Origin of the sequence: Corynebacterium aurimucosum, from assembly GCF_046895345.1 — a bacterium.
In the GTDB taxonomy this organism is placed as follows: Bacteria; Actinomycetota; Actinomycetes; order Mycobacteriales; family Mycobacteriaceae; genus Corynebacterium; species Corynebacterium aurimucosum_G.
In genome coordinates this window covers 1,144,618-1,158,821 of record NZ_CP160096.1, presented here as the reverse complement: position 1 = coordinate 1,158,821, position 14,204 = coordinate 1,144,618, and the positions used below count along the sequence as shown (strand labels likewise).

9 protein-coding genes are annotated in these 14,204 nt (G+C 59.9%); 4 read left to right on the top strand and 5 right to left on the bottom strand.

Annotated elements, in window-relative coordinates:
• Window positions 1-91: 91 nt before the first annotated feature.
• Both ABZS45_RS05570 and ABZS45_RS05565 read right to left on the bottom strand, forming a co-directional pair.
• Window positions 92-3,835, bottom strand: a complete 3,744-nt coding sequence (locus tag ABZS45_RS05570) for a multifunctional oxoglutarate decarboxylase/oxoglutarate dehydrogenase thiamine pyrophosphate-binding subunit/dihydrolipoyllysine-residue succinyltransferase subunit (protein ID WP_412100991.1) — start codon at window positions 3,833-3,835, stop codon at window positions 92-94.
• A gap of 153 nt (window positions 3,836-3,988) precedes the next feature.
• Window positions 3,989-4,756 carry a hypothetical protein gene (locus ABZS45_RS05565; protein WP_070710948.1) on the bottom strand — a complete coding sequence of 256 codons (768 nt, stop codon included), beginning with the start codon at window positions 4,754-4,756 and terminating at the stop codon, window positions 3,989-3,991.
• Between the two features lie 115 nt (window positions 4,757-4,871).
• On the opposite strand from ABZS45_RS05565, the gene ABZS45_RS05560 reads away from it, so the two are divergent.
• From ABZS45_RS05560 to ABZS45_RS05550, 3 genes are all read left to right on the top strand, one after another.
• Window positions 4,872-6,593, top strand: a complete 1,722-nt coding sequence (locus tag ABZS45_RS05560; protein ID WP_412100990.1) for a carboxylesterase/lipase family protein — start codon at window positions 4,872-4,874, stop codon at window positions 6,591-6,593.
• Between the two features lie 76 nt (window positions 6,594-6,669).
• A complete protein-coding gene (locus ABZS45_RS05555) occupies window positions 6,670-7,533 on the top strand; it encodes a DNA primase (RefSeq protein WP_412100989.1) in 864 nt (287 codons plus the stop codon).
• Window positions 7,534-7,608: 75 nt separating this feature from the next.
• Entirely contained in the window at window positions 7,609-8,460 is an 852-nt protein-coding gene (locus tag ABZS45_RS05550; RefSeq protein WP_412100988.1) for a hypothetical protein, read from the top strand.
• Between the two features lie 50 nt (window positions 8,461-8,510).
• Here the strand turns inward: ABZS45_RS05550 and ABZS45_RS05545 are convergent, their stop codons facing one another.
• Window positions 8,511-9,038 (bottom strand): hypothetical protein, encoded by a 528-nt coding sequence (locus ABZS45_RS05545; protein ID WP_308607479.1) that lies wholly within the window; start codon window positions 9,036-9,038, stop codon window positions 8,511-8,513.
• Between the two features lie 106 nt (window positions 9,039-9,144).
• Here ABZS45_RS05545 and ABZS45_RS05540 point away from each other — a divergent pair, with 106 nt between their 5' ends.
• Window positions 9,145-10,380, top strand: a complete 1,236-nt coding sequence (locus ABZS45_RS05540) for an MFS transporter (RefSeq protein ID WP_412100987.1) — start codon at window positions 9,145-9,147, stop codon at window positions 10,378-10,380.
• Window positions 10,381-10,686: 306 nt separating this feature from the next.
• Here the strand turns inward: ABZS45_RS05540 and ABZS45_RS05535 are convergent, their stop codons facing one another.
• Window positions 10,687-13,803, bottom strand: coding sequence for a DUF3427 domain-containing protein (locus tag ABZS45_RS05535; protein WP_412100986.1), 3,117 nt, complete (start codon window positions 13,801-13,803; stop codon window positions 10,687-10,689).
• Entirely contained in the window at window positions 13,800-14,192 is a 393-nt protein-coding gene (locus tag ABZS45_RS05530) for a (deoxy)nucleoside triphosphate pyrophosphohydrolase (RefSeq protein ID WP_412100985.1), read from the bottom strand. The genes ABZS45_RS05535 and ABZS45_RS05530 overlap by 4 nt, the downstream gene beginning before the upstream one ends.
• Between the last annotated feature and the right edge of the window lie 12 nt (window positions 14,193-14,204).

Here is a 14,204-nt window from a genome sequence, read left to right as displayed (position 1 = left end):
GCCCCGGCCACCGCACTCGCTGTGAGTTCGTGGTGGCCGGGGCCTTGCTCGGCGCTGGGCTGTGTGCCAGCGCCTTCGGCTTTAAGCGCCTTTAGACGTCGAAGGCTTCCTCGAGCAGGTTCTTCTGCTCAATCTGGTGGACCTTCGCGTTGCCGGTGGCAGTCGAGGACTGCGAGCGGCGGGAGACGCGGACCAGCTCCGGCATATCCGGGATGAGCTCACGCAGGTGCTCGTTGTAGAACGGCCACGGGCCCTGGTTGGCCGGCTCGTCCTGTACGAAGCGAATCTGCGTTGCGTTCGGGTAAGCCTCGAAAGCCTCACGCAGGCGATTGAACGGAATCGGGTGGAGCATCTCCACGCGCACGATGGCGATGTCATCGCGGCCATCGGTTTCCTTCTTCTTGGCCAGCTCCCAGTAGAGCTTGCCGGAAACCAGCATGATGGTCTTGACCTTGTCAGTATCGCCGACCTTCTTGCCGTTGATGTCAACGTAGTTCGGGTCGTTGATAACGGACTGGAACTTCTTGACCTCAGTGAAGTCCGCCACGGAGGAGGTCGCAGCCTTGTTACGCAGCATGGACTTCGGGGTGAAGACCACCAGCGGGCGCTTCATCTCACCGAGAGCCTGGCGGCGCAGCAGGTGGAAGTGGTTAGCCGGGGTGGAAGGCTGAGCCACCGTCATGGAGCCCTCAGCGCACAGCTGCAGGAAGCGCTCGATGCGGGCGGAGGAGTGGTCCGGACCCTGGCCCTCGTAGCCGTGCGGCAGCAGCAGGATCAGGCTGGAGAGCTGGCCCCACTTGGCCTCACCGGAGGAGACGTACTCATCGATGATGGTCTGCGCACCGTTGGCGAAGTCACCGAACTGTGCCTCCCAGGCCACGACAGCATCCGGGTTACCCACGGTGTAGCCGTACTCGTAGCCCATGCCGGCGAACTCGGTCAGCGCGGAGTTGTAGACCATGAACTTACCGCCATTGCCCTTGGACTTCGCCAGGTGAGCAACCGGGTTGTGCTCCTCACCCGTGCGCGGGTCGAAGGCCACCGCGTGGCGCTGCGTGAAGGTACCGCGGCGAGAATCCTCACCGGCCAGGCGCACGACCTTGCCGGAGTTAGCCAGGGAACCGAAGGCGATGAGCTCGCCCCAGCCCCAGTCGATGCCTCCCTCGCGCGAGGACTTCTGGCGCTCCTTGGCCACCTTGGCCACGCGCTTGTGGTACTCGAAGCCCTCCGGCGGGTTGCCGTAGGCATCACCAATCTCGGCGATCTCCTCAGCGGTAATGGAAGTGTCCAGACCGCGGGTCAGCTCCTGGGAGGAGGTGATACCAGTCTGCTCCTTCGGGCCAGCCTCTTGTGCCTTCTTGTGGTCAGCGAAGACGGACTCCATCTGGTCGTGGAAGTCACGCGCAGCTGCCTCTGCCTCTTCATCGGAGAGGTCACCGCGGCCGATGAGTTCCTCGGTGTAGCGCTCACGGACGGACTTGTGGTCATCGATGATGTCGTAGAGACGTGGCTGGGTCATGGACGGGTCATCGGCCTCGTTGTGGCCGCGCAGGCGGTAGCAAACGAGGTCAATGAAGACGTCCTTGCCAAAGCGGCGGCGGTACTCGGTGGCCAGCTTGCCCACCCAGACAACAGCCTCCGGGTTGTCGCCATTGACGTGGAAGACCGGGCAATCGAAGCCCTTGGCCAGGTCGGTGGCGTAGTGCGTGGAGCGACCGGAATCCGGGGTGGTGGTGAAACCAACCTGGTTGTTAACCACCACGTGGACGGTACCGCCGGTGGTGTAGCCGCGCAGCTGGGAAAGGTTGATGGTCTCCTGGACCACGCCCAGGCCGGTGAAGGATGCATCGCCGTGGAGCATGATCGGCACAACAGTGTGGCCCTCAGCACCCTTGTCCAGGATGTCCTGCTTGGCGCGTGCGATACCTTCCATGACCGGGTCGACGGCCTCGAGGTGAGACGGGTTAGCAGCCAGGGTGACCTTGATTTCCCCGTCACCGAACATCTGCAGGTGCTCGCCCTCTGCGCCCAGGTGGTACTTCACGTCACCGGAGCCGCCCATTTGGCCGCCCTTGTAGTTGCCGTCGAACTCACCGAAGATATCTGCCAGTGGCTTGCCAACGATGTTGAAGAGGACGTTGAGGCGGCCACGGTGCGGCATGCCGATAACAACTTCGTCGAGGTCCTGGCCTGCTGCGGTGTCCACGATGGAATCCAGCAGGGCAATGAGGGACTCAGCGCCCTCCAAGGAGAAGCGCTTCTGGCCCACGTACTTGGTCTGCAGGAAGTTCTCAAAGGCCTCAGCGGCGTTGACCTTCTGCAGGATGTACTTCTGCTCAGAGTTAGTCGGCTTCGGCATGCCGGCCTCAATCTGCTCCTGCAGCCAGCCGCGCTCATCGCGGTCGAGGATGTGGGCGTACTCGGAGCCAACCTTGAGGGTGTAGGCGGAGCGCAGGCGGGTAACCACCTCGCGCAGCGTCATGGTCTCCTTGCCACCGAAACCGCCAACGTTGAAGGTGCGGTCCAGATCCCAGATGGTCAGGCCGTGGGTAGCCAGGTCGAGGTCGCGGTGATCCGGCCAGGGCAGGCCCGGCTGCTTCCAACCCAGCGGGTTGATGTCCGCGAGAAGGTGGCCACGGGAGCGGTAGGCCTCGATGTACTGCATGACGCGGGTGTTCTTGTCGACGCCCGTGTTCGGCACGTCGGCAGCCCAGCGGAAGGGCTGGTAGGGAACTCCCATGGACTCGAAGAGCTCGTCCCAGAAGGCATCATCCAGGATGAGCTGGCCCACGGTACGCAGGAACTCACCGGACTCCGCGCCCTGAATAACGCGGTGGTCATAGGTGGAGGTCAGGGTAACCAGGCGGCCGACGCCGAGGTCTGCCAAGCGGTCGGCGGAGGTGCCGGCAAACTCTGCCGGGTAATCCATGGATCCCACACCGATGATGGAGCCGGAGCCCTTGGTCAGGCGGGCGATGGAGTGGCGGGTACCGATGCCACCCGGGTTGGTCAGGTTGATGGTGACGCCGGAGAAATCATCCATCGTCAGCTTGTTCTTGCGGGAGCGGTCAACGATGTCCTGGTAGGCATCGATGAACTCGGAGAAGGTCTTGTTTTCCGCTTCCTTGATGGCGGCGACGACGAGGGCGCGGGAGCCATCCTTCTGCGGAAGGTCGATGGCCAGGCCCAGGTTGATGTGCTCCGGCTGAACCACGGTGGGCTTGCCGTCCTGGATTTCGTAGCGGACGTTCATATCCGGGTGGATCTGAACAGCCTTCACCAGCGCGTAGCCCAGGATGTGGGTGAAGGAGATCTTGCCGCCGCGGGTGCGCTTGAGGTGATCGTTGATCATCGCGCGGTTTTCCCACATGAGCTTGACTGGGATATCACGCACGGTGGTAGCGGTGGGGATCTCCAGGGACTCGTCCATGTTCTTGGCAATGGCCTTGAACATGCCCTTGAGTACGCGGGAGCCCGGCTCCGGTGCCTCCTTGATGCGGTCCAGCGGGGCCTCGGACTTCTTCTCCGTCTTCTTCGCGTCCTTCTTGGATGCGGCGGAAGTCTTGGAATCGCTCGGTGCCTTAGCGCCTGGAACAGCGGATGACTTCTCCTCAGCCTGGGTCTTCTTCGGCGCAGCCTGTGCCGCGTCCTTCTTCTTGGTGGGGGTGCTGGATTGAGCGTTCGCAGCCTTGGACTGTGCGGCCGACTTCGGTGCTCCGTTGGCCTCAAAGTACTCGCGCCACTCCTTGTCTACGGAGTTCGGGTCCTTGGAGTACTGCTGAAACTGTTCGTCAATCAGCCACGCATTCGGGCCATAGATGCTCGAGTTGCTCACGGCAGATGCTCGCCTCTTTCTGTGCTTCTAAGTTTGTCTTTATTCGACTCTAGTAGGCCAATCCACGGGTGCGAAAGGCACCCCGAAAAGTGTCTCTCCTTATGATACGGCCCTTGTAAGTTTGCTCACTAACCTGAGCGGGTTTCGCCCCTTTTATTCCCCCTGCAGGGGGGAGAGTTGGGTGCCCGCATGGCTGATTACTTGGCGGCCCAATTTACGGTTGGCGGTTGTTCCCAGCACCGCGCCTACACCCATCGGCAGCAGTTTGGATACCCATGCCCACTTGAGCTTCTTGGTGGCCTGCTTCATGAAGAGCTTGGTCAGGCGGCCGTTGAGACCGCTGAGGGTAGGGCCGGAAAAACGCGAGAGGGTAGCAGCGGAGGTGACGCCCGACAGCGAGGTTGCATCACCCACAAAGGTATCGACCAACGCGCTGCCTTGGGAGCCGGTGAGCACCACCAAGACCAGCGCGCGGCGGCGCTCCTTATCCCGGATGTTGTCACCGCGCAGGTGCGCGGAGGCGAGAATGTACCAGGCGGCGGCTTCAAGGAAGACCAGGGATTCCGCGCCGATAGTGGCTGCGCCGGTGACCAGGCCGATGCCAGGGATAGCCGCGGAGGCGCCCGCGGCAGCACCGGTACCGGTGATGATGTTCATGAAATGCTTGTCGATGAGCTCTTGCAGCTCCGCAGGGCTGGCGTCGGGGTTGCGCTTCTTTAGACCCTCGACATAGTTGATGATGACGGAGGACTGGACGGAGACGACTTTGTCGATGGCCGCCAGGAATCCCTTGGTGATGCGGTTGGCCTCATCCACCTCCAAGGTTCCCACAGCCTCTGCGGAGCCGGCCTGATCGACCGATGCATCCCGGCGACTAATGTCCTTGCCCTCTTTCTCCTTGTTAAAGACCTTGTCCAACATTGTCTCACCTAACTTTTTAACTAAATCTGATTGTGAATCTGAACTGTATGTTTACCACCGTATCGAAAAAGCTTTATCCAGCGCGCTAGCAGGGTGGCGCACTAGGGTATGAGGCATGAGCGAGTTTGAGCCTTTCCCTCCGCGTGAGGTCAGCGCGGCTGCGGCGCGCTTGCTTGCAGATTCCCTCCACGCCCGTGCCCTCGCCGCACAGGAGGCGGCACGCACCGCGCTTGCCGACGATCTCACGGTGCTCACCACCGGCGGTTGGGTACGAGGTTGCATCGAGGAAGAGTTACGCACGGACCGCCCGCTCAGCGCTCCTGTCCGCTCGTGGCGCGGTATCCCTTTTGGCGCAGATACCTCGGGCGCCAACCGTTTCATGGAACCGCGGCCTGCCCCGGCGTGGGAAGGAATCCGGGATTGCCGTGAGTTCGGGCACGTGGCCCCGCAGCCGGTGTACTCTTGGACCGACCGCATCGAGGGTGCAGAAGATTGCCTGACCCTTGATGTCGTCCGGCCGCACGATACGGGTTCACCCGATACACCGTCGGGTTCTAAGGCAGGGGAGAAGCTGCCCGTCGTAGTGTATTTGCATGGCGGCAGTTTCATTGTGGGTTCCTCCCACATGCTGATGCTGCGCGGCTTCGAGTTCGCAGCCCAGATGGACGTTGTTTATGTTTCGGTGAATTTCCGCTTAGGTGCCTTGGGCTACCTCGACGTCCGCAGTCTTGGCGGTGAGGCCTGTGCCAACCCGGCCGTGGCAGATCAGGTCTTAGCGCTGGAGTGGGTGCGCGAGAATATCGCGGCCTTCGGCGGGGACCCGGACAACGTCACGCTCATGGGCGAATCCGCTGGCGGCGCAGCGGTCCTGACTCTCATGGCGGTGCCGCGCGCAGAAGGGCTCTTCCACCGCGCGATTGCGCAGTCACCGCCGATAGGCATGATTCATTCGCGGGCGCAGTCGGTGTTTTGGGCCCGCGAGCTGGTTCACAAGATGGCCTTGCCACGCGATACCACCGCCGATGATCTGCGCCGCGAGGACTTCGCGGACCTAGTGCGCTCTGGCCAGTCCATGATGTGGCGCGCGGGCGAGTTGCTGTACCTGAACTCCTGCTATGCGCCGACTGTCGACGGCGACCTCATCCCGCACCATCCCATCGAAGCCTTTGAGGACGGCAACCAACACCCGGTGCCGCTGCTGGTGGGAACCAACTCCGGTGAGGCCAGCTTTGGAAAATTCCTCTTCCAACGCCAGAGCGCCCGAGAGCGCGCGGCCCTGCGGCTGCTAGCCTCTTTTGATCCGGAGAGCGCACCGGATGTCATCGCGGCCTACGGCGGTGCGGTCTCGCGCCGTGATTTCGGGGATCTGCTGACCGACGCCCTCTTTTGGGCCCCGACCGTCCGCGTAGCTTCCGAGCACGCACGGCGCTATCCCACGTGGATGTACCGCTTCGACTTCGCTCCGGCGGCGCTGCGCTGGTTAGGTCTGGGTGCGATGCATTCGATGGAGCTATCCAACATCTTTGGCGATCCAGGGGCGTCGAGAGTGTCCTTCCTAAACAGCATTGCTAAGCCTTCCGAAATGGAGGACGTGACCGAGACCATGCAGGCGCAGTGGGGCGAGTTCATTCGGGGCGGAGCGCCTCTAGACAACTGGCCGCAATACCGCGCGCCGCAGCGCTCGACCATGGTTTTTGATGTGGGGCCGCGCGTGGAGGAGGCGCCGATGGAAGGGCGTCGCCAAGCATGGGAGGCCTATGACATGTTGGAGTGGGGTACTGGGCGCCCGGAGATTCTGAAGGAACTGGGATTCCTGCTCGATGAGGAGAGCTATTGACGGAGATCGCAGGTAAGATGTGTGGGGCCTTGGCAGCAGCCCGGGTGAGACTCCCACATGGACGGATGTTAATCACATGAGCTTTTTTGAAGATATCGCCTCTGCGCTGGACGGGGAGGGCATTGAGTCCCGCGTCAACGACGATGTGATGTTCGTGCCCATCACCTCCGATTTGGAAATCCAGTTTGTGGAAATTGACCCCATCCTGCCGGCGGCCAACGTCTACATTGCCGCGGCCGATGTGGATGAAGATGATGAAGACTTCGAGGCCGTTTTGGTGTCCGTGGCGTTTTCTGTGGACGATGCGGTTGAGGCCGTATCCCGCCACATTGCCACGGACCAGGTGGTGACGGTGCTGCGTGACCTGCTGGAGGGCACTGACGAGCGCATCGCCGAGTTGGAGTTTCTCCAGGATGAGTTCAACCCGAACCTAGTCGTGGCGGAAGTCGCCAACGACTCGGAGCTGCGCGTGCTCGTGGAAACCATCGACGGTGTCCCGAGCGCGATCGTGCGTTTCCTCTCCTTCGACTTCGATGAGGAAGAGCTCGACGAGCTGGAGGATGAGGCGATCAGCAAGCTCTGGGAAATCGATACCCCGGAGGACATGAGTGAGGAAGAGCGCGTTGCCATCTTCGGTGATGCGGACGACGAAGACGGCGGGCTAGCCCCCATCATTGAGGTCCCGGCTGAGGCACTTGAACTGGGTACCTACACAGACTTCGACCGCCTCTTCGATGTGCTCAACTTGGTCTCCGATCAAGCCTTAGATTGGGAAGCACAGCTAGTGAGCATCGATGACGATGACTTCGACGAGCCGGAGGTCTATGACATCTTCGGCGCCGACGACGAGGATGAGGACGACGTTCTCTTCGACGATGACGATGACGAAGACTACGACGGGGACGTCGAAGACGTCGAAGAAGGCAACGAGTCAGACTAATCAGACGACACCGAGCTTCTACGGTAGGGTAAGCGGGTATTATTTCTCGACTTCGAAGAGGAGCAGCCGCAGCCAATGCCGGATAACAAGGCATCGCACAGCCAACGTCTGTGTGTTGGATTCGCTCTAGCATGCTTGTGCCTGGCCTGGGTTCTGACGCTGAACCCGAGTTACGGCCACACAGGCTTTGTCTTCGATTCCGTCTTATCAACCGGTGCATGGTGCCTGAGTTTGCTGGCAGCATTGCTGTTCATTGCCGCGCAGTGGCGTTCCTTGGGGAACCACGCGCTTTTCAACCCACTGCTGGCGGTGGCGGCAAACCTGCTGTTGTCATCGCTGATTTTCAACGTCAACATCCCCTTGTACCTTGACATGATGGGCACGGCGTTTATAGCAATCGTCTATGGCCCCGTCTTAGGAATGGGCACGTCAGTCTTGAGCGCGTGCCTGGCCAGCATCAACAACCCGCTGCTCTTGGTCTATCTGCCGACCGCGGTGGTGGTGGCGTACCTGTTTGGCTGGCTAGCGCGCCGTGGAGTGTTTAAGCGGATGGTGCCCATGATGCTCGCCGGAACCGGGGTAGGCGTGGTTGCCGGGCTACTATCCGCTATGTCGACCTTGCTCCTTCCAGCTGAGTACGAGCAGCGCGGGCCCCTCCAGTTCATGGCATTGCTGGAGCTGATTCTGCGCGACGAGCGCCTAGCAGTCCTAGTACAAACCTTGAGCTCCGACATGATTGATAAGACGTTTACGGTGCTCGTGGTCTGCTTTTCCATTCGCTTGGAGCCGCAGGCGATCCGCCGTCTCTATGATTTCCCGGAGACACGCCCGGCTCTCGGCCGCGTGTTAACGGAGGATCGGTTCTCGCTTTCGCTTGAAGAAGAGCCGTCCCGCAACTTTTTCGACCGCATACAGCGCTACTTCTAGCAGGCGTATAGCACTCGATGCAGGGCCTCACGCACTGCGGAGGGTGCGCATTACGCCGCCTGGCTGAAGCCTTCGAAGAGCGAGAGCGGTGAATGCACCGGGGTATAAGTGCTATCCACCAGCCACACGAATGTGGCCGCGCTGCTGCTGGAAATCTCATGCACCGCGGAGACGAGCTCCTCTGGGACTAGGGCCCGCACCCATGCTTCCGCCAACGAAGGGGAAACCGGGCGGCCGGTGGGGTCGGTGATGCGCACCGTAATGAGATAGGACGGCACGCGCTTTTCGCCGTAGCCCAATACGCGAGCCTTGGCGCGCTCACCCACGCGGTGGCGCGAGACAGTAAAGGTCAGTGGTAGTGATTCACCACCCTGTATGTCTACTGGTGGCAGCATCTTGGATGGTGGCCGCCACTGCGGTGTGGGTCGCGCGAGCGAGCGTGGGTGGCGGATGATGCTTTCGATGGAGCGAAGAGTGTCATGGTGGTGGTAGAGGATCTCAGTGGTGAGTTCGCTCGTGCTCACGTCGGCCGGGAAAGGGGGCTGAACGGACTGGTGAATGCTGCTGTAGTTCTTCATGGCCCACACACTAGGAGTCGGCACGGACATCACTGCACACAGATTCGAACAGAGGTTCGGTTAAACGTTCGGCCATTTGACGTGATGGGCTACAGTGAGTGGCGATATGAAAAATACTGCAGTACCGCAGGTTAAAATCCCGCGGGAAATCTGGGTCATGGTCGCCGCCGGGTTCATCATTGCCTTAGGCTACGGTCTCATCGCGCCGCTGCTGCCGCAGTTCATCGTCAGCTTCGATGTCTCGATGGTCGCGGCCGGTCTGGTTGTCTCAGTCTTTTCTGCCAGTCGTCTCATCTTTGCCCCTGCTGCGGGCTTTCTCATCGACCGCGTAGGTACGCGCAGGGTGTATGTGACAGGATTACTTACCGTGGCGGTCACCACCGGCCTCGTGGGCGTGGCGCAGGAGTACTGGCAAATCGTTGCCTTGCGCACTATCGCTGGCATTGGTTCGACGATGTTCACCGTCGCGGCGATGGGGCTCATTGTGCGCCTGGCACCACCCAGCATTCGCGGGCGCTGTTCGGCCACCTATGCCACGTCTTTCCTCTTGGGTAACGTGATTGGCCCGCTCGTGGGCGCAAGCCTCTCTTTCTTGGGATTCCGTTGGCCTTTCTTCATTTATGGCGTTGGCGTCGCCATCGCCGCACTCGTTGTGTGGATCCTTATGCCCTCGGTCAATGAGGCCGATGAACGTCGGCGTCACCTAACTCCAATGCGCTTGGAGGAAGCTTGGGAGGATACTGCTTTCCGTGCAGTGCTCACGTCGAACTTCGCCCAGGGCTGGATCAATATGGGGGTTCGCGTGGCGGTCCTCCCGCTCTTCGCGGCCGCCATTTTTGCCAACGGTGCATCTACATCAGGCGTTGCGCTAGCGGCCTTTGCCGCGGGCAACGCCATCGTCTTGCAGTTCTCCGGCTCTTGGTCGGACCGCGTGGGGCGCCGGCCACTCATCGTGGCGGGACTTGTGGGCTCCGCGTTGTTCGTGGGCACACTGGGCTTGGCGACGAACATCGTCACCCTCCTCGCCCTCTCGGCCCTGTCCGGCGCGGCCTCGGGCCTCATTGCCCCTTCGCAACAAGCAGCCGTGGCGGATATCGTCGGCTCGAAACGCTCGGGTGGTCAGGTGCTGTCGACATTCCAGATGGCAGGCGACTTTGGGCAAATTTTAGGCCCCATCGTCATTGGACTGCTGGCGGATAAGTACGGGTTTGAGACGGCCTTTGGCTTCTGTGCGGTAGTGGCTGCAGCTGGCGTTGTGGCGTGGATTTTCGGCCGCGACACGTTGGGGGAGAGGAAAGGTATCCTGCAGGGCCTGCGCCACCGCTACCGCCCGCGGCGATAGTAAGCGTGGTTCTAGTGAGCGCGGCGCGCTTTCTTGCTACACGCAGCCCACGGAGGGGTGGTGCCAGTTTTGAAGCTGCGCTCCCGAAAGCGCGTAAAGCCATACACGGAAGTTTCAGAACCGTTATCTGGGTGGCTCCACCCCTTCCGGCTACGCTCGCTCGCGGCTTCCATAACCGTCCTCCACATTTCTGTCCACGGCATCAGAGACTAATCTTTTCTTAATCTGCTAAGGAAATCTTAATTTAACGGTGATTACGGCGTCAACTTCATAACCTGACCATAATTACCTGACCATAATTGAGGTTTAAGCCACAGTGCGCCCGGCGGCGTATAGCTGCTTAGGCATATCGCGGCGAAGGCTCCATTCAAACTGGATGGGTTTCTCGCCTCGGTGCGAGACGTAATCGACATTGCCCAAGAAGGTATACGCCGACGCCGTGTCGACTTTGTTCCGCTTGGTAAAACGCGTGGCGATGATGATGTTGCCGTTGAGTTCGTGGTGGTGGATGTAGCGTCGGGCCATTGCGGACTTGAGCGACGTAGTGGATTGGGATTCCCAGTGCAAACGATCGGGCGCCAAAGGGTAATCACGGTAGTTCGTGGAGGCACTCACGTTCTCATCCTTCTGGAAAGTTACCAGGAAGAGATCGGTATTGGTGGCATCGAAGCGGCGTACGCCCTCACGTGGCAAATTCGCGAGCTTGCGCAACGGGCCATCATCCAATGCGCCTACCAGCTCGGCAAGGCTGTAGTCCGCGTGAGTCTCCAAGACGTTATTCGTAGACTTCTCTGGAATGACGCGGGAGCGGTCGAGCGTGAGCTGCATGACCTGAGTTACCTCAGCGACGAAGGAAGGACAGGCCCGGATGATACGCAGGGCCTCATCAAGGGATTCCGGCACCGTCGTATTTGAATTTGCCCACAGAGCCAACACGAGCATGGTGGCATATCGGGTTTGCTCGGGAGTCATATCCTTCTCCTTGGGACCGTCCGGGGAAACAAGAAGGCTGTAGGCCGCTACGCGGTTGGGGTCATTGATGTGCAACAGCACGCGGATTCGGCTGAGAAGGAATTCTTCGTGCTCGCCCGCGGGGCTGGAGGGTAGCAGCTTCTCATCACGCAGCAGCGTGGTCCACGTAATTCCCTTACGGCGGTAGATATCTTCCACCGGAACACCGGAGCTATTAATGAAACTAGCGAGATCGGTTGTGCCGTAATCAGAAATGAGCGCTCGTATCTTTTTAACGGAGTTACGGGCCAAGCGCTTCATGTTCTTGAGAACGCGTTCGGTCGTTACTCGGTCCAAGGTGATGTTGGAGCCCGGCGGAGCAGTGGGGAAACCTTGCTCCACTTCCTTGGCGAGGTTCTTTCCACGTGCGGCAGTCAGCGCTTTGAAACGTTGTTCGAAATCGAATTCTTCGTGCTGAACACCCAAGAAATCAAAGACGGTGCAGGCATTCTTTCCCTCGTGGAGGCGCAGACCGCGGCCTAGCTGTTGGGCAAAGAGCACCGGACTTTGCGTAGGGCGCAGAAGCAGCAGCGTGTTGACCGCGGGGATATCGACGCCTTCGTTGAAAATATCGACCGCAAAGATCGTCTTGATAGTGCCTTCGCGGAGTTGCTCTATCGCGCGGCGACGTTCATCAACGCTGAGCTTGCTACTGACGGCCAGGGAAGGGATACCGAAATGAGTAAATTGCTCCGCCATGTATTCGGCATGGGCGATGGATACGCAGAAACCAAGGGCCTTCATATCGGAGAGGTCGAAGATACGGCGGTTGAGCTCATTGATGATGAACCTGGTGCGCTTCTCACCGGCCTTGATATAGAACTCGCTTAGCTCCGAAACCTGGTAGTCCTTCTTCCCGCGGTTCCAGGTCAAGCTCGTCAGGTCAGTATCATCGTCGACTCCGTAGTAGTGCAACGGGGCGAGAAGCTGCAGACGCAATGCATCCCAGAGACGAAGCTCATGGGCCACGCGGTAGTCGAAGTACTTTTGTACGTTTTCTCCGTCACCGCGCTCTGGTGTGGCCGTTAGTCCCAGGAGTTCACGCGGTTGGAGGTAGTCAAGTACTGCACGGTAGGTCGGGGCCTCAGCGTGGTGAAACTCGTCAATGACGACGACTTCAAAGTGCTCCGGTGCAATGTTTGGCAGGCGCCTGCTATGCAGAGACTGGATGCTCGCAAAGACATGGTCCCACTCGCCGGGCTGCGAATCGCCGACAAGGAGCTCACCAAAATCAGAGGTGCTAAGCACCTCGCGATATGTCCGCTGGGCCTGGGTAAGAATCTCGCGCCGGTGGGCAATGAAAAGCATTCGTGGTCTGCGCCCCAGCTTCTCACTTAAGCGGCGGTAGTCAAGTGCCGCCACAACAGTCTTGCCTGTACCAGTAGCGGCAATGAGCAGGTTGCGGTGGCGGTCGTGAACTTCGCGCTCGGAGTCTAAAGCTTCGAGCATTTCCTCCTGGTAGGGGTAGGGCTCAACGCGAAGGCCTGAGAGTTCGAGCTTTTCACCGGGCTTTGCTTCTAGAAATCTGGCACTGCCGAGGGCCTCCTTGAGGCGCTCATAGTCTTGGGCCGGGTCAAATGCTTTGAAATGAGTGTCGTACCAATAGCTGTCGAAAGTCTTGATGAACTTCTCGATGATCTCCGGAGTGGAGGAGCGAGAGCCCCGGACATTCCATTCCCAACCGTCAACAAGCGCTGAGCGCGAAAGGTTTGAGCTACCGATAAACGCGGTGTCGAACCCAGACTGGCGGCGAAAGAGCCAGGCCTTGGCATGCAACCGTGTGGTCTTGTGCTCGTAACAGATCCGGACTTCAGCGCCGTAGTCTTCCACGAGGCGGCGTACTGCGGCGGCCTCGGTCGCCCCGCAGTACGTCGAAGTGATAACACGCAGTGGGATCTGATGATCCCTGAGGTATTCCAATTCATCGCTGATGACCGCGATGCCTGAAGTCTTGATGAAAGCGCACAATAAATCGACGGAGTCCGCAGTGCGGATCTCGCGGGCAATCTCGACCGACATATTCGTGTCGTCCACGCTGTTGGTGAACAAGGCGCTGGAGTTGAGCGAGACTTCCGGGAGTTTCGGAGCCTCTTCGAGCTCTGAACTATAGATGGCGTAAAGCAGTTCTTCGGCGGAGATGGACTCATCTTCCCCGAGGTGCTGGGCCAGTCCATTGATGAGGGCTACACGCTCCTCGGGCTTAGTTAGCTCTGTGAGCTTGTGCTCGAGGACTTTGGCAAAATGCTGGGACACCGCCGCGGCGAACCGCGGGTTGACATCCTTCTTGGAACCGGGGGCGATGCCGGTTGCTGCCGTGGGCCGGGCACGCGTGGTTTCCTCGATTCGCTCCTGGATACGAGCAGTGACTGGGGTTTCGTAGATGCCAAACGGCAGGATGGATCCGGAACTCATAGGCGCGAAGAAAGCAGTTTGACGGCGGGGATATCGGCAGGGGCCCAGTCGAGTTCCTGCGCCTCGGCAGGGGACACCCAACGGGTGGCATCGTGATCACTAAGAACGAGTTCCCCGGAATCCTTAGTGCACAAGAACGTAGTGAGTTCGATGGTGGCGAAATCGTACTCGTACACAGTCGTGGTGACCTTGTCACCCACGGTTGCGATGACGGACAGCTCTTCCTCGATTTCGCGCGCGAGAGCCTCCTTAGGCGTCTCGCCTTCTTCAATCTTGCCGCCTGGAAATTCCCACATGCCGGCGAGTGATTTTCCTGGAGCTTTGCGACAGGCCAGGAATCGCTTGCCGTCTACGAAGACGGCTCCGACGACGCGAATCGGTGAACTCATGGGCACTAGTAT

Excerpts from the sequence above, each read along its gene's own strand:
- ABZS45_RS05565 (WP_070710948.1), bottom strand. The coding sequence starts at position 4,756 with ATGTTGGACAAGGTCTTTAACAAGGAGAAAGAGGGCAAGGACATTAGT.
- ABZS45_RS05560 (WP_412100990.1), top strand. The coding sequence starts at position 4,872 with ATGAGCGAGTTTGAGCCTTTCCCTCCGCGTGAGGTCAGCGCGGCTGCG.
- ABZS45_RS05545 (WP_308607479.1), bottom strand. The coding sequence starts at position 9,038 with ATGAAGAACTACAGCAGCATTCACCAGTCCGTTCAGCCCCCTTTCCCG.
- ABZS45_RS05535 (WP_412100986.1), bottom strand. The coding sequence starts at position 13,803 with ATGAGTTCCGGATCCATCCTGCCGTTTGGCATCTACGAAACCCCAGTC.
- ABZS45_RS05530 (WP_412100985.1), bottom strand. The coding sequence starts at position 14,192 with ATGAGTTCACCGATTCGCGTCGTCGGAGCCGTCTTCGTAGACGGCAAG.
- ABZS45_RS05555 (WP_412100989.1), top strand. The coding sequence starts at position 6,670 with ATGAGCTTTTTTGAAGATATCGCCTCTGCGCTGGACGGGGAGGGCATT.
- ABZS45_RS05550 (WP_412100988.1), top strand. The coding sequence starts at position 7,609 with ATGCCGGATAACAAGGCATCGCACAGCCAACGTCTGTGTGTTGGATTC.
- ABZS45_RS05540 (WP_412100987.1), top strand. The coding sequence starts at position 9,145 with ATGAAAAATACTGCAGTACCGCAGGTTAAAATCCCGCGGGAAATCTGG.